Genomic DNA, 14,972 nt, shown 5'->3' with positions numbered 1-14,972 from the left:
CTAGTCGCACTCGATTTCGGGTTCAGTGTCCGGTTCGGCGGCGGGCTCGTGCGGCGTTCCGGGTGCCGGGGCCGGTTCGAGCTCTAACCCAGGTCGCGGCTGCGACTGTGACTCGGGGTGGGGGCGTTGCGGGCTTGTGTCGGCCTCGCGCACTCGATCAACGAGCTCGCGCCACGGTCCAACGAGTTGCTGCTCGGGGATGACCGCTTCGTGCGGTTCGCAGTGGATTTCGTAGGTGTAGCGGTCGGGCATCGGGTTGTCGGTCGGATGCTCGTTCCACGGGATCTCGGAGATCAGCACGTACCACTGGTCGGGGTCCGGCTGCTCGTCGACGACGACGGCCCACTCCACGCGTCGACCGAGGAGGCCACCACTGCGCCACACCTGTACCTTCACACGAGCATGCTATCCCGTCGCCGTGCTGGCGAACAGGGTGGAGCCCCAGAGGGCGCAGCGGTTCAGCTTGCCGTCGGAACCACTCCCACCAGCGCCCAGCCCGCCTCAACCGCGTGCTGCTCGTCGGAGCCGTCGCCGAAGCGGGCAACCGCCGCCGCGATGGTAGCCGCGGCGAACTCCGAGAACTCGCTGCGGGGCGTGAGTGAATCGTTGGTGAGGGTGTCGAACCAGATTTGACCGGCACGCTCCCACGCGAAACCGCCGAGTGTATCGGCAGCGCTCCAGAAGGCGCGGTTGGGAATGCCCGAGTTCAGGTGCACACCACCGTTGTCTTCTTGAGTCACGATGAAGTCATCCCAGTGCGCCGGCTGCGGATCTTTGCCGAGCACGTCGTCGTCATACGCGGTACCCGGCGCGCGAAGGGATCGCAGCGCATTGCCCTCGACCTCATCGGTGAAGATGCCCTCGCCCACGAGCCACGATGCCTCGCCTGCGGTCTGACCCCAGGCGTACTGCTCAACGAGAGCACCGAAGACGTCGGAGACGTGCTCATTGAGCGCACCACTCTGCCCGCGGTACACAAGCCCGGCGGTGAACTCGGTGACTCCGTGCGCAAGCTCGTGCCCAATGACGCTGAGCGAGCGAGTGAAGCCGGTGAAGATCTCACCGTCACCGTCGCCGAAAACCATACGGCTGCCATCCCAGAAGGCGTTGTCGTATTCTCGGCCAAAGTGCACAGTCGCCTCGAGCGGTGAAGAACGGTCGTCGATCGAATCGCGCTCGAACACCTCCCAGAACAGAGCGAAGGTATGGCCAAGGCCGTCGTATGCCTCGGAGACTGAAGCGTCACCCGTCTCGGGCTCGCCCTCTGACCGCACGAGCACGCCCGGTAGCGTCTCGCCCGTTTGCGCATCCGAGATTGCACGGCTGACAGTGCCGCGCGCAACCGCAGTCTGGTCGGGGCGGAGTGATCGGGGCGGGAGGGTGTGTTCGTGACGCCCGTGATCCAGATGTTCGTGGGCGATATCGGTGAGCGATCGTCGCGCGGCATGAGCGGCGCGCTCAAAGCGGGGGTCGTCGAGCGTCGCGATTCGCGACAGCAAAAACGGGGGCACAATCGCGCACCGGGCGCGAGGTGATTCAGCGGGGGAAACGGGGGAGTGCGACATCCGGAACATGCTTCATGCTGACACGGACCACCGACGGTGGCGACGATCGCTCACGATTCCCACGCAGTCTTCAGCAACGCGCGCCACGCAAGAAATCGCTACGACAAGCAAAACTCCGCTCTCGGGTAGACTGAGGTGTAATCCCCCCACTTCTTCGAAGGGATCCACCATGCCAGCAATCGTCATCATCGGCGCCCAATGGGGCGACGAGGGCAAGGGAAAAGCAACCGACCTCCTCGGTAGCCGCATCGACTATGTCGTGAAGTTCAACGGTGGCAACAACGCCGGTCACACGGTCGTGATCGGTGATGAAAAGTACGCTCTTCACCTTCTGCCGTCGGGCATCCTCACTGAAGGCGTCACCCCGATCATCTCCAACGGTGTCGTTATCGACGTCGAAGTTCTCTTTGAAGAACTGGATGCTCTCATCGCCCGTGGCGTCGACGTTTCCAAGCTGCTGATCAGCGCCAACGCGCACATCATCACCAACTACCACCGCACCCTCGACAAGGTGACGGAACGCTTCCTCGGCAAGCGCCAGATCGGTACGACCGGTCGTGGAATTGGTCCGGCGTACGCCGACAAGATCAACCGCGTCGGCATCCGAGTTCAAGACCTCTTTGACGAGAACATTCTTCGCCAAAAGGTCGAGGGCGCTCTCGACCAGAAGAACCACCTGCTCGTGAAGGTCTACAACCGTCGCGCGATCGAGGTTGAGGAGATCGTCACCGAGCTGCTCAGCTACGCCGACCGTCTGCGCCCCATGGTCGCCGACACCGGGTTGCTGCTGAACCAGGCGCTCGACAAGGGCGAAGTTGTGCTCTTCGAGGGTGGCCAGGCCACGATGCTGGATGTCGACCACGGTACGTACCCGTTCGTCACGTCGTCCAACTCGACCTCCGGTGGCGCGGCTACCGGTTCGGGCGTTGCCCCCAACCGCCTCGAGCGCATCATCGGAATCGTCAAGGCCTACACAACGCGTGTGGGTGCTGGCCCGTTCCCGACCGAACTGCACGATGAGTCGGGCGAGTTCTTGCGCTCCAACGGTTTCGAGTTCGGAACCACCACCGGGCGCCCGCGTCGCTGTGGTTGGTACGACGCTCCCATTGCTCGCTACACGGCGCGCGTGAACGGTGTCACCGACTTCGTGCTCACCAAGCTCGACGTGCTCACCGGCCTCAAGACCATCCCCGTCTGCGTCGCTTACGACGTTGACGGTGTGCGCTTCGATGAGATGCCGGTCTCGCAGTCCGACTTCCACCACGCGGTGCCGATCTACGAAGAGTTCCCCGGCTGGGATGAAGACATCACCGGCGCTCGTGACTTCGACGACCTGCCCACGAACGCCAAGGGCTACGTGCTCGCCATCGAAAAGATGAGCGGCGCCCGCATGTCAGCCATCGGCGTTGGCCCTGGCCGCGACGAAATCATCGTTCGTCACGACCTCGTCGACTAAGCCTCGACACCCAGTTCGCACTCAAGCGGCACGCATCGGAGAGATTCGGGGCGTGCCGCTTCTGCGTTCGCGGGCTTTGGGCGCCGTGCCGTGCCGTGGAGCGCTGGGCGAGGTAGCCAATCGAGGGTTGCTGGACCGAACGGCTGCAATTGGTGGGTGAAAGTCCGAAAACCGCGGGTATGCAGGCTCCGCGGGGTGGGAGTATTTGTGGGTGACCGTAACGCGCCCGCAGCCCCGCATCCTTCAGGGAACCTTCGTCTCCGTTGAGCCCCTGACCGAAGCGCACCTTGCCGACCTCTGGCCCGCGCTCGGAGTGCCTGCGGTATTCGCCGGAGGCTACGGCGGAGGACCCGCAGGATTGCCCGCCGATGAAGCATCCTTCATCGAATGGATGCGCGCCGGCTACCTCGGTTACGCCGACCGGATGCCGTTCGTAATCCGCTTGAACTCCGGCCCCGGCGCGGGGCGTCTCGTGGGCGTGAGCACCCTCGGGGACCTCGACGAGGCAAACGCCAACGCGCACATCGGCTGGACCGCCTACGCACCGAACGTCTGGGGCACCGCGGTGAACCCCGAAACGAAACTCCTGCTGCTGGGCTTCGCCTTCGATAACGGCTATAACCGGGTGCGGCTCCAAGCGGATGCCATCAATGCCCGTTCGCGCGCCGCCATCCTCAAACTTGGCGCGACCTTCGAGGGCATCGAGCGCCAACACCTGCTGCGGGCCGACGGCTCGTGGCGCGATACTGCCGTGTACTCCGTGATCGACAGCGACTGGCCGGGCGTGAAGGCCGGGTTGCTCGCGCGCCTTGACGGGGCTGCCGCGCCCGACGCGACCTCCCGTGACGCTGCCGAGCAGGAGCCGCGCGCGTGACCGCCCCCGTTGCTCCCGCTGGCCGGGTCGAAAAGCATGACACGGCATCCACTCTGGGCACGACGCTGCGCTTTGCCGCAGCCGGTCTCGTCTGGGGTTCGAGTTTTCTCTTCATCAAGGTGGCGCTGGATGGCGTGAGCTTCGGCCAGGTCGCGTGGAGTCGGGCAGTGCTCGGCGCTCTCGCGCTTGTCGTGGTGTTTGCAGTCAGCCGCCGTAAGCTCCCGCGCCAACCGATCGTGTGGGCTCACTTCACCGTGCTGGCGTTTCTCTTCGCGGTGTTCCCGTACCTGCTGTTCGCGTGGGCAGAACAGTACGTGAGCTCGGGCCTCGCGAGCATCTACAACGCGACGACGCCCATCATGACCGCTATTTTCGCGACGCTCGTGTTCCGGGTCGAAAAGCTGACGCGCTCGCAGATTGCGGGTGTCACGCTCGGCATCTTTGGCGTACTGGTGATCATCGCGCCCTGGCAGGCCGGCGACATCAGCGGCAGCCTGCTGGGCCAACTCGCGTGCCTCGGTGCTGCGCTCTGTTACGGCGCCGCCATGAGTTACCAGCGCAAGTTCGTGGCGCCCTACAAGGTGCCCGGCGTTACGTCGGCCACCATGAACATCGGCATCGCGGCCGTCATCTACCTTCTGCTCACCCCGGTGATCGCGACCGGACCGGTGAACCTCACCCTTCCCGTCGTGGCCAGTCTGCTCGCCCTCGGCATCCTTGGCACGGGAATGGCCTACGTCTGGAACTATCGAGTGCTCGCCGAATGGGGCCCTACCCGCACCTCAACCGTCACGTACATCACGCCCGTGATTGGCGTGATCCTCGGCTTCGTCATCCTGAAAGAAACAATGTCGTGGCATGAACCCGTCGGCGCCGTGATCGTGCTGGTGGGAGTGCTGCTCGCGCAGGGGCGGCTCAAGCTGCCCGGGCAGGGTTTTCGGAACGCTACCCGTTGAGCGCGGCGTCGACGATCGCCTTTGCTTCGGCCTGCACGAGTCGCAAGTGCGCGGCGCCCTTGAACGACTCGGCGTAGATCTTGTACACGTCTTCGGTGCCGCTGGGGCGAGCAGCGAACCACGCAAACTCCGTGGTCACCTTCAGGCCGCCAATCGCGGCGCCATTTCCCGGTGCTTCCGAGAGCTTTGCCGTAATCGGGTCACCCGCGAGTTCGGTAGCCGTGATTGCAGCCCCACTCAACTTGCCCAGCTTGGCCTTCTGCTCTTTGCTGGCCACGGCATCCACTCGTTCGTAGGCCGGGTCGCCGAACTCGTCGACGAGTTCTGCGTACAGCACGGATGGCGTCTTGCCAGTGACCGCCAGAATCTCGGCGGCCAGCGTGGCGAGCAAGATCCCGTCTTTGTCGGTGGTCCAGACGGAGCCGTCTTTGCGCAAGAAGCTCGCGCCAGCGCTCTCCTCGCCGCCGAACGCAACCGAGCCATCAACGAGTCCGGGCACAAACCACTTGAAGCCGACCGGCACCTCGATAAGGTCGCGGCCCATCGCGGCAGCAACCCGGTCGATCATGGAACTCGAGACGAGGGTCTTGCCGATGGCGGCATCCGGATTCCAGCCCTCGCGGTGCGTGTAGAGGTACTGGATGGCGACGGCCAAGTAGTGGTTGGGGTTCATGAGGCCGGCGTCGGGGGTGACGATGCCGTGGCGGTCGGCGTCAGCGTCGTTGCCGGTGAGGATGTCGAACTCGTCGCGGCGGGCGACCACGGAGGCCATTGCCGACTTCGACGACGGATCCATGCGAATCTTGCCGTCCCAGTCGAGCGTCATAAACGCCCACGTAGGGTCAACGTCGGGGTTCACGACAGTGAGGTTGAGGTCGTACTTCTCCGCGATGAGCTTCCAATAGTTTACGCTCGCGCCGCCCAGCGGGTCTGCTCCGATGCGGATGCCGGCCGTGCGGATCGCATCGATGTCAATGATGTTCTCGAGGTCGTCAACGTAGCGCCCGCGGAAGTCGTAGCTGCCCGCTGCCGTGTTCTCAGCCCCCGCGTCGCCCACGTGCTTCACGGCCGTATTGCCCTCGGCAATGATCGCGTTCGCGCGGTTGGCGATCCACCCGGTCGCGTCGCTATCGGCGGGGCCACCGTGCGGCGGGTTGTACTTGAAGCCACCATCGCGGGGCGGGTTGTGGCTGGGCGTGATGATGATGCCATCGGCCTGGTCAGCGTTGCCAGCCGCGTTGTAGGCAATGATCGCGTGGCTCAGCGCGGGGGTGGGCACGAAGTCGTCGAACTCATCCTTCAGCGCGAGCACGCCGTTAGCGGCGAGAACGTCAAGTGCCGTGGTCTCGGCAGGCTGCGAGAGCGCGTGGGTATCACGACCGATGAACAGCGGGCCCGTGATGCCCTGCGCGGCACGATATTCCACGATCGCCTGTGTGATGGCGGCGATGTGCATTTCGTTGAAAGCAGTGTCGAGCGCGGAGCCACGGTGGCCGCTCGTGCCGAACACCACCCGCTGCTCGGGCACTGAAACATCCGGAACCAGCGCGTAATACGCCGCCACTAACTCGGTCACATCAATGAGGTCGGATGCCTGGGCTGTCGTGCCTGCGCGATCGTTCATGCAAACCAGTCTTCCACCTTCACTCGGCGGTGCGCGCGTCATGTGGCAAACACGCAGCCTTCAGAACCCCTAAAGTCGTTGTATGGCAGCAGGAGATCAGGCCCACAACGACAACGTCGACCCCGAAGTGCGCGAGCAGCTTCTGGGCGCCCGCCGCAGCATCGACAACATCGATGCGGCCCTCATTCATTTGCTTGCCGAGCGCTTCAAGTACACGCAGCAGGTGGGTCGACTCAAGGCCACCAAGGGCCTGCCCGCGTCAGACCCGAACCGTGAGCGCGACCAGATCGCGCGCCTCAAGTCGCTGGCCGAAGAGTCTCACCTCGACCCGGCCTTCGCCGAGAAGTGGTTCAACTTCGTCGTCGCCGAGGTCATTCACCACCACGAGCAGCTCGCGTCGGGCAGCGAGCCCGACTCCGCCAACTAGGCACGCAGCAGGTTAGACCGCGCGGATGCCGTGTTGGTCGAGCACGTCGAGGAACGTCGTCGGCTCTGGCCGCACCCGGTGATTGTCGGTGTGCTCGGCCCAGAGAACGGTTCCGGTGGCGTCGGTGATGATGACGGTCGGTACGACGGTGTCGCCATTGGCCGGGGCTCCCGCGCTGAAGATGACGGGGGTGCCGCCGGACTGCACGATGTCGAGCGCGGCGGCGGCCGAGGCATCCGCATCGATGTAATAGGTCACGGGGATGTCGAAGCGCTGCGAGAGCTCAACGGTGTCTTCGGGCTTTTGCGGGCTGATGATCGCGACGGCGACTCCGCGGCGGTCGAGCTCGCGGTACTGGTCGGCGATCTGGCTGATCTGGGCCATGCAGAACGGGCACCAGTTGCCGCGAATGAACATAATCACGTGCGGTTGGTGGGTGAGCACACTGCTGTCGACGACAACGCCATCCACGGTGGTCAGAGGGAACGACGGGAGCGGGTTCCCTACAGTGACGGGCCCCGCGGAGACGTGCTGAACGGAGTACCAGTAGTTGTAACCGATGATCACGGCCAGGCCGAGAACGGCCACGAGCACGGCGAGCGGCCCGGCAACGATCGACGCGACAATGCCGACCGCGGCGACAGCAAGCTGAACCCACGGATGCCGGCGCTGAGCAACCACCAGGCCCGGCATCAGCAACGCCAAATAGAGCGCATACGCAGCCCACGGCAGGGCAGCAGCGAGCCACCACGGTTGTGATTCCGTGATGGCGCGCACGACGACGAGTGCGATCACACCGAGGGCGAGCGCGGCTGTGGCCTCGCCATAAACCCTCTTGATGAACTGCACGTTAGGCGCCGAAAGCCTCCGCGAGCGTTCCGCGGTGAGCCGTGAGCAGCTCTTCGAGGGTCAGCGTGAACTGGTCCTGGATTTCGAGGGCGGGAGCGGCGGCATCCGTAACTCCGATGCGCACGGCGGGGTAGCCGCGGCCTTCGCAGAGTCCGCGGAACTTCACGTCGTCTTCGCGGGGGATCGACACGATCATGCGACCGGTCGATTCGCTGAAGAGGGCGGTGGCGGCGTCGATTTCGTCGCGCTCGAGAAGGTCGCCCAACCAGACGCGGGCACCGACGCCGAAGCGCATGACGGACTCGGCGAGAGTCTGAGCGAGCCCACCGTCGGCGAGGTCGTGAGCGCTGGCGATGATGTTGAGCTCGTTGCCGGCCTTGATCAGGTCAGCAAGCTGGCGCTCGGCGGCGAGATCAACCTTGGGCGGCAGGCCACCGAGGTGGTCGTGAATGGTGCCAGCCCAGGCTGAGCCGTCGAGTTCAAGTGACGTGGTGCCGAGCAGGTAGATGTTGTTGCCTTCGTCTTGCCATCCACTCGGGATGCGCTCAGCAACGTCACGGATCAGGCCGAGCACCGCGACCACAGGGGTCGGGTGGATGGGCACATCGCCGGTCTGGTTGTAGAAAGAGACGTTTCCGCCGGTGACGGGGATTTCCATCTCGAGGCAAGCATCCGCGAGGCCTTCAACGGCCTTGCTGAACTGCCACATCACTTCGGGGTTCTCGGGGCTGCCGAAGTTGAGACAGTCACTGACGGCGACCGGGTTGGCGCCGGTCGCGGCAACGTTGCGGAATGCTTCAGCAAGAGCAAGCTGGGCTCCGGCGTAGGGGTCGAGCTGGCAGAAGCGACCATTGGCGTCGGTGGCAACAGAGAAACCGAGGCCACTCTCTTCGTCGATGCGCACCATGCCGGCGTCATCCGGGAAGCTTAAAGCGGTGTTGCCGAGAACGTAGCGGTCGTACTGGTCGGTGATCCAGCTCTTGTCGGCGAGGTTGGGGCTCGCGAGCAGCTTCAGCATCTGGTCGCGCAGCTCGATGCCGTCCTTGGGGCGAGCGAGGCCCGAGGCGCTGTCGGCCTGAAGCTTGTCGATCCACTTGGGGTACGCGACGGGGCGGTCGTAGACGGGGCCATCGATGGCGACGGTGCGCGGCTCGACATTCACGATTTCTTCATCGTGCCAGTTGATGATGAGGCGGCCGGTGTCGGTGACTTCACCGAGCACGCTGGTTTCGACATCCCACTTCTCAACAACCTTGAGGAAGCCTTCGAGTTTCTCGGGCTTCACGATCGCCATCATGCGTTCTTGGCTCTCGGACATCAGAATTTCTTCCGCCGTGAGGGTGGGATCGCGCAGCAGTACCTTCTCAAGTTCGATGAACATGCCACCGTCACCGTTGGAGGCGAGCTCGCTGGTTGCACAGCTAATGCCGGCAGCACCGAGGTCTTGGATGCCCTCAACGAGGTCACCCTGGAAGAGTTCGAGGCAGCACTCGATGAGTACCTTCTCGGCGAAGGGGTCGCCGACCTGAACGGCGGGGCGCTTGGTGGGGCCGCCTTCGGAGAAGGAATCGGAGGCGAGGATGGATGCTCCGCCGATGCCATCGCCACCGGTGCGAGCACCGAACAGCACAACCTTGTTGCCCACGCCGCGAGCGTTAGCCAGGTGCAGGTCTTCGTGGCGCAGCACTCCCACGGCTAGTGCGTTGACGAGCGGGTTCGCTTGGTAGACGGAGTCGAAGTACGTTTCGCCGCCGATGTTGGGCAGGCCGAGGCAGTTGCCGTAAAAGCTGATGCCCGAGACGACACCCTTGGCAACGCGAGCGGTGTCTGGATTGTCGATGGCGCCGAAGCGGAGCGCATCCATGACAGCAACGGGGCGAGCACCCATGGAGATGATGTCGCGAACGATGCCGCCGACACCGGTTGCAGCGCCTTGGAAGGGCTCGATGTAGCTGGGGTGGTTGTGGCTTTCGATCTTGAAGGTGACAGCCCAACCTTCACCAACGTCAATGACGCCGGCGTTCTCGCCCATGCCGACCATGAGGTTCTTGGTCATGTTCTCGCTGACCTTCTTGCCAAACTGGCGAAGGTAGTTCTTGGAGGACTTGTAGGAGCAGTGCTCACTCCACATGACGGAGTACATGGCGAGCTCGCCGCTCGTGGGGCGGCGGCCCAGAATCTCGCGAATCTTCGCGTACTCGTCTGGCTTGAGGCCGAGGGCGCCGTAGGGCTGCTCTTTCTCGGGCGTAGCCATCGCGTTCGATACCGTGTCGGCAACATGCTGGCGGGAATTGGTTGAGACGTCAGTCACGAGGGGCTTCTCCCAGAAGATTATGGATGCCGGGGTGCTCACGCCGGCCGCCTCCAGTCTACCTAGGTGCGAGGGCGCGCTTCAGCGCGTCAGAAGGCCATCAGCATGAAGCCCGCAACGATGCTCAGGAGGCCGATTCCGGTGAGGATTGAACCGATGAGGATCGCGCCGTTCGTGCGGCGGGGCCGCGCGAGACTCCACCGAGAGGGATGGCACTGGTCGTAGTGCAGAACGACTTGGACGCCGACATCCATGATGGGAACTTCTGACGGCTCGTGAAGGATGGAGTACTGCCTGCCGTCGCCATCGGACCAGCGGAAGCCTTGAAAACCGCCGGCTTCGAATACCTCGGCAGTGGTCGCGATCCACTTGCACGCCCGCAGAGCGAGAATCCACCCGAAGACGAGCAGCGGGATGCCGGGGACGAGTCCGACCCAGGACATCGTTTCGAGTACAGCTCTCCACGCACCTTCAGGTCCGATCATCGTGCAATATTAGCTGCTGCTCACTGCGGAAAACACGGAGATCACGGAGATCGAAGACACCGGCTACGCGAGGGTGAGAGTGCGGCTGCTCCTGCCGATGGTGAGCTTCTGGCCCCACCCGATGGAGAGGTGGTCTGCTTCGATGCCGTCTCCGAAGAGAACGAGGGTGTCTGACTGGACGACGACTTCGAGGTGCTCGTTGCTGGTGAGGGTCCCCTCGGTGAGGTAACGGCCGGTGGAGGGCGATGGCCACGCTTCGCGTATGTACCAACGCAGGTGGTCAGAGGCCGCCGACGGAAGCTCTGTAGTCAAGTCGCGGTCCGAGGCGATGGATGTTGACCATCCGGTACTTCCTGTGCCGGTCGCAACGATAATGCCGGAGGAAGACTGCTCTTCTCGCGTGCCGCTCGGAACAGTGATGGCATACCGCGACGATTGGTGGCCACTGTTGCCAAAGTACAACTCGTTGAGCGCCACGAGCCGCTGCCCGTCGTCGAGCACGCCTTCGACCATGGTGCGCTGACTGAATTGCAGGCGGTGATGGATGGTCGCTTGGATGAGTTCCACGGCATCCGAGGGGGCGAACCGCACAAGCGCGCCCGAGTTGCGTGCCGGTTCGGGGTCGATGCCGATCACGGGTTGCCCGGTGAGGTATTTGGCGACGTTCGCGACGAGCCCATCTTGCCCGATGATCACCACGATGTCTTCGGGCGAAAACGGGTAGCGGTCGAGATCAGCGCGTTCGACTCTCGCTTGCCGCAGCTCGGCCGGCAGCGCGTTCGAGACCGAGGCCAGTGCGGAAGCGAGCACTTCGTGCCGTTCTCGGACCTCCTCGATGCTGCGACCGCGGGAGGTAAGAAAGAATTCGGCTTGCCCGACCGTGGAGTGCCGCTGAAGCAGTTCGGTGTATTCCGTGCGTCGATGAACGAGCACGACCCGAGGCGCGAGCGCCATCGCTAGCTCTTCTGCGTGCCTGCGATGCGACTCAACGCTTGGCTCAGAACGTCAGGGGACAGGTTCAGGGTGCCGATCTCGGGGAGGTTTTCTGCCAGCGAATTCGCGGCGTGTGCAAGCAGTACCTCGGACTCGATCCCCTCAAATGCTGCAAGCCGCGCTTTCTCTGCGTCAGCTGTGGCGGCGCCCATGACTCGGACGTTTTCCGCAGCGCTCTCCGATCTCACTTTCTCGGAGGCAGCCGCCTCTTTTGCACGCTTGAGCGCGTTGGCGCCCTCTTGGCCGACGAGCAGTTCCTCACGTTTGGCGAGTTCAATCTTGCTCTGCAGCTCGTTCTCAGCGATCGCTCGTTCGCGTTCAACGGCGACGGCGCGACGCTCGAAAGTGGCTTTGTCGGCATTCTGCTGCACTTGTTCGCGTACCGGAGTTTCCAGGGCCGAAGCGAGTTCAGCTTGCGGTTTGATGCTCACGACGCGCACGCCGATCACGAGAATGGATGTCTCGGCGAGACGCTGATCTGAGGCGAGGCCGTCGGTCATCGCCTGGCGCACCGTCGGCAATCCGGCCGCCAACAGGTCGAGGAGTTTCATCGTGGCGATGCTCTCCAACGCGTACTGCTGAGCAAGCTCAGTGATGCGGGACGACACCTGCGCGAGCGGATCGGAGATCCACTGTCCGGTCTCGGTGTCGATGGCGAAGTCGATGCTGCGCGCAGCAAGGCTGGGGTCGGCATACCGATACGTGATCGTGGCACCGACGGCGACATCCTGAAAGTCAACGGTGCGCGCATGGAACACGAGCGGCAGCTCACTCTCAGCGGTGGGCACCTCGCTAATGGCCGCGGTCAACGCGCGAAAGTAGAAGGCAATGCCGACGCCTTCGTGGGCCACTGCGCCCTTCTTGAGGTGAACGATATGTGCTGTTGGCGTGCTTCGGAGGTGTCGGAAGAAGCCGTACTGACGGATGTAGGCCATATGGGTTCCCCTGCCATAAGTTGAGTGATCGTCCGTCTCATACCTTAGGGGAATCTCCGCTTTCGGGCTCAAGGGTGGTGGCCCACTTCTCTTCAATCGGCTCAGGCCCAGCGCTCACCATCTGACGTCCGCTACGCACAGACCGTCTTCGATCTCGCGGTAGAAGACGAAACTTGGGCTGACGTCGCTAGTCTCGCTCGATCCTTCGAGGTTGATGCTCCACGAGGCGTCGAGCGACGGTCGGTCGAGAGACGTGGCCGCATCGAACTTTTCGGGCTCACCAGCACGCAAGCCGTTCCAGACCTGCGGGTCACCGAAGTCCGCTGCAAAGTCTTCGCACGCGAGCGCGTCTTGATCACCCGCCGACGCAGCGCGGATGAGTTGCCTCGTCGTGTCAATGACGCGAGCACCGGCGGCGCCCCAGATGGCGGTGTCGATCCAACGCCCTGAAAGGATCGCCACGGCGATGACCGCAATGATCACGCCAGCGAGCGGCAGTAGCGTTCGCGTCTTCATGGGGTGATCATAATTGTCACGCGTTGCGGTCGGCTGTCGGTGTGGTCGGGGCGCGCAGTCGCGCGCGATCCGACCTGAAGTAGCTGGGGCCTGCTGCTTCGGCCCACTCGAGGTCGGCTTGCTGTGCGTGGATAACGGCGTTGTATTGCTTGAGGTCGTTCCACTTGTAGCCCCTCGCGGGGAAGAACACTTCCTTGCCGGCGCGGCCATCCTCATGGAAGCCGAGGAACAGGGAGATCCAATTAGCCCGAGTTGGCCAGCGCCGAAATTGCGGCGAGATGCCCGTCGAACGCTGTCTTGCCGACAGGCGTGAGCTGCACTGTTGTCGTGAGTCGACTGTCGTCGCGCTGCGGCGAGGGTTGTTTCGAGGTTGTGGCGTAGCCGAGCTCCACGAGGTTGCGGATTGTCTTGGAGAGACTCGCTTCGCTCATCCCCAAGATGTTGATGAGGACGCGAAACTCGGCGGAGTCCACGGGGCGAAGAACCGCGCACAAGCGAAGTCGGGTGGACGCGTGAATTGACTCGTCGAACCGGGGTTCAGCGGGCATGGAGGAGTTCTTTCGCCATTGTGCGGCTGAGCATCCGTAGTCCGACGATCATGACGACGGCGGCCAACGTTGAGTTCACGGCGATCGATCCGGAGAGCTCTGAATACATGATGCCGACGGATGCGCCGAATAGCGCTAATTCGACTGTCGCGAGCACAATCACGACCGTGAGGCTCTTGGCCCCCACGGGCTTCATGATCGAAACGCCCATCCTCTTGTCACACTCCTTGTCGAGCGCGGTAGAGGCGCTGATCAGCAGGACGCTAATGAGGGTCACGATCCACATGCTGCCCGACAACGGCGCGGCAACGATCACCGCAGTGATCGCGGCAGAGGCGAGGGTATGCCACCACGGATGCTGGGCCACGCGCTGGGCGAGCGCCTGTCGGTCTGCGGTGATGAGATCCAGCTGTGCTCGTGCGTCATCACGCTCGGTGCTGCCAGCTTCGCTTTCCATGTGGTCGAGTGTATTACTTTCCACACTGGCAAGTGAAAGGAGTTCTACTCGCGATTCCCCTGCGACTCGTTGTTGAGCCCGGACAAGCTGACGACGAAGCCCCCGATCGTGATGACCCCGGCAATGCCCCCAACGATGAAGGGGAGCAGGAATGAGGGAGGCGCCGCGTTGAGTGGCCCCGCTTCATCAACCCACGTGCCGTACTGGATGCCGTAGAAAAACAGCACCACAAGAATGGCCGCGCCCAGCAGGCCGCTTGTCACGGCCCAGATTCGGTTTCGCATAGTTGGATCCTTCGCGAGTGGGTGAAAGCAGATGATGGTCGAGGGCTACCTGCGAAGCCGGAGCAGTTAACCCTGGCCTGGCCCTCCCCAGCGTCCACCGTCGGGAGGTTCTGGGCAGACGGTGTCTTCCGTGAAGACTCCGATTTCCGCGCGCACGGACACTCCGTCAGTGGTGCGGTTCACGGTGTAGGCGATGCCTTCGAGGGACTCTTGTTCCGGAACATTGCCGAGGGTCGCGCTGTCTATTTCCGGCCCGCCGGATAGCGGTAGCGCCCCGGGGTCGATTAGCCCAGCGGTCGGATGCTCTTTGAGCCAGTTCGCGGTATCGACAACGTCGGCCCCCGTGATTATCCAGTATCCCGTCCGCGTCTCCATGGGCGAGCACGGCCACGCATAGTACGAGTGGGCGAACGGAGGTGTGGCTCCGGGAGCGCTTTCGGCGGGGACGGCATCGGGCGGCAGGACCGCGCCATCGAGCCACGAGTCTGCCTTCGCGACGGCGGCAGCATCCACCTTCACGGCCGCAGGAGAAGAGGAAGTAGATAGCGATGTTTCCGGAGCGACAGTGCCGTCATCCGCTACCGCCGCGCACCCCGCCAGCAACGCGATGCTGACCGACAAGGCGAAGACACTGCGTAGACGTGGCATTTGCTCACCTTACGCTTCGAAGGTGATTCTAACTAGATGATGGC

At 63.4% G+C, this 14,972-nt stretch carries 18 protein-coding genes; 4 read left to right on the top strand and 14 right to left on the bottom strand.

Annotation, left to right across the window (positions count from 1 at the left end; translation table 11 throughout):
- Both ACWTV3_RS07205 and ACWTV3_RS07200 read right to left on the bottom strand, forming a co-directional pair.
- Entirely contained in the window at positions 1-396 is a 396-nt protein-coding gene (locus ACWTV3_RS07205) for a protealysin inhibitor emfourin (protein ID WP_498477493.1), read from the bottom strand.
- A 62-nt stretch (positions 397-458) separates the two neighbouring features.
- Positions 459-1,565, bottom strand: a complete 1,107-nt coding sequence (locus ACWTV3_RS07200; protein ID WP_498477492.1) for a M4 family metallopeptidase — start codon at positions 1,563-1,565, stop codon at positions 459-461.
- A gap of 169 nt (positions 1,566-1,734) precedes the next feature.
- Between ACWTV3_RS07200 and ACWTV3_RS07195 the strand changes: the two genes are divergently transcribed.
- The 3 genes from ACWTV3_RS07195 (at position 1,735) to ACWTV3_RS07185 (ending at position 4,851) form a co-directional block, all read left to right on the top strand.
- Positions 1,735-3,021, top strand: coding sequence for an adenylosuccinate synthase (locus ACWTV3_RS07195; protein WP_498477491.1), 1,287 nt, complete (start codon positions 1,735-1,737; stop codon positions 3,019-3,021).
- A gap of 211 nt (positions 3,022-3,232) precedes the next feature.
- Positions 3,233-3,895, top strand: a complete 663-nt coding sequence (locus ACWTV3_RS07190; RefSeq protein WP_498477490.1) for a GNAT family N-acetyltransferase — start codon at positions 3,233-3,235, stop codon at positions 3,893-3,895.
- Positions 3,892-4,851 (top strand): DMT family transporter, encoded by a 960-nt coding sequence (locus ACWTV3_RS07185; RefSeq protein ID WP_498477489.1) that lies wholly within the window; start codon positions 3,892-3,894, stop codon positions 4,849-4,851. The genes ACWTV3_RS07190 and ACWTV3_RS07185 overlap by 4 nt, the downstream gene beginning before the upstream one ends.
- On the opposite strand, the gene pgm is transcribed toward ACWTV3_RS07185, so the two are convergent.
- Entirely contained in the window at positions 4,841-6,475 is a 1,635-nt protein-coding gene (gene pgm / locus ACWTV3_RS07180) for a phosphoglucomutase (alpha-D-glucose-1,6-bisphosphate-dependent) (protein ID WP_498477488.1), read from the bottom strand. The two genes, ACWTV3_RS07185 and pgm, sit on opposite strands and share 11 nt — an antisense overlap.
- 82 nt (positions 6,476-6,557) lie before the next feature.
- Here pgm and ACWTV3_RS07175 point away from each other — a divergent pair, with 82 nt between their 5' ends.
- Positions 6,558-6,902 carry a chorismate mutase gene (locus ACWTV3_RS07175; protein WP_498477487.1) on the top strand — a complete coding sequence of 115 codons (345 nt, stop codon included), beginning with the start codon at positions 6,558-6,560 and terminating at the stop codon, positions 6,900-6,902.
- Between the two features lie 12 nt (positions 6,903-6,914).
- Here ACWTV3_RS07175 and ACWTV3_RS07170 read toward each other — a convergent pair whose 3' ends face one another.
- The 11 genes from ACWTV3_RS07170 to ACWTV3_RS07120 all read right to left on the bottom strand — a co-directional run bounded on the left by ACWTV3_RS07170 (position 6,915) and on the right by ACWTV3_RS07120 (position 14,928).
- Positions 6,915-7,751, bottom strand: a complete 837-nt coding sequence (locus ACWTV3_RS07170) for a peroxiredoxin family protein (protein WP_498477486.1) — start codon at positions 7,749-7,751, stop codon at positions 6,915-6,917.
- Position 7,752: 1 nt separating this feature from the next.
- Positions 7,753-10,005: a phosphoribosylformylglycinamidine synthase subunit PurL gene (gene purL / locus ACWTV3_RS07165; protein WP_498477949.1), complete on the bottom strand. Its 2,253-nt coding sequence runs from the start codon at positions 10,003-10,005 to the stop codon at positions 7,753-7,755.
- A 146-nt stretch (positions 10,006-10,151) separates the two neighbouring features.
- Positions 10,152-10,547, bottom strand: a complete 396-nt coding sequence (locus ACWTV3_RS07160) for a hypothetical protein (RefSeq protein ID WP_498477485.1) — start codon at positions 10,545-10,547, stop codon at positions 10,152-10,154.
- Positions 10,548-10,610: 63 nt separating this feature from the next.
- A complete protein-coding gene (locus tag ACWTV3_RS07155) occupies positions 10,611-11,501 on the bottom strand; it encodes an NAD(+)/NADH kinase (RefSeq protein WP_498477484.1) in 891 nt (296 codons plus the stop codon).
- 2 nt (positions 11,502-11,503) lie between these two features.
- Positions 11,504-12,475 carry an SPFH domain-containing protein gene (locus ACWTV3_RS07150; RefSeq protein ID WP_498477483.1) on the bottom strand — a complete coding sequence of 324 codons (972 nt, stop codon included), beginning with the start codon at positions 12,473-12,475 and terminating at the stop codon, positions 11,504-11,506.
- Between the two features lie 114 nt (positions 12,476-12,589).
- Positions 12,590-12,991: a hypothetical protein gene (locus tag ACWTV3_RS07145; protein ID WP_498477482.1), complete on the bottom strand. Its 402-nt coding sequence runs from the start codon at positions 12,989-12,991 to the stop codon at positions 12,590-12,592.
- 16 nt (positions 12,992-13,007) lie between these two features.
- On the bottom strand, positions 13,008-13,181 hold the full coding sequence (locus ACWTV3_RS07140) for a ClbS/DfsB family four-helix bundle protein (protein ID WP_498477481.1): 174 nt from the start codon (positions 13,179-13,181) through the stop codon (positions 13,008-13,010).
- A gap of 52 nt (positions 13,182-13,233) precedes the next feature.
- Positions 13,234-13,539 (bottom strand): transcriptional regulator, encoded by a 306-nt coding sequence (locus tag ACWTV3_RS07135; protein WP_498477480.1) that lies wholly within the window; start codon positions 13,537-13,539, stop codon positions 13,234-13,236.
- The gene (locus ACWTV3_RS07130) at positions 13,529-13,996 is read right to left on the bottom strand and encodes a hypothetical protein (protein ID WP_498477479.1); all 468 of its coding nucleotides are present in this window, start codon (positions 13,994-13,996) and stop codon (positions 13,529-13,531) included. The genes ACWTV3_RS07135 and ACWTV3_RS07130 overlap by 11 nt, the downstream gene beginning before the upstream one ends.
- 44 nt (positions 13,997-14,040) lie before the next feature.
- Complete coding sequence (locus tag ACWTV3_RS07125) at positions 14,041-14,280, bottom strand: hypothetical protein (RefSeq protein ID WP_498477478.1); 240 nt, start codon at positions 14,278-14,280, stop codon at positions 14,041-14,043.
- Between the two features lie 66 nt (positions 14,281-14,346).
- Positions 14,347-14,928: a hypothetical protein gene (locus ACWTV3_RS07120; protein ID WP_498477477.1), complete on the bottom strand. Its 582-nt coding sequence runs from the start codon at positions 14,926-14,928 to the stop codon at positions 14,347-14,349.
- Positions 14,929-14,972 lie beyond the last annotated feature (44 nt).

The organism is Salinibacterium sp. AL4.1, assembly GCF_059767305.1.
This window is presented reverse-complemented; position numbering and strand designations above follow the sequence as displayed.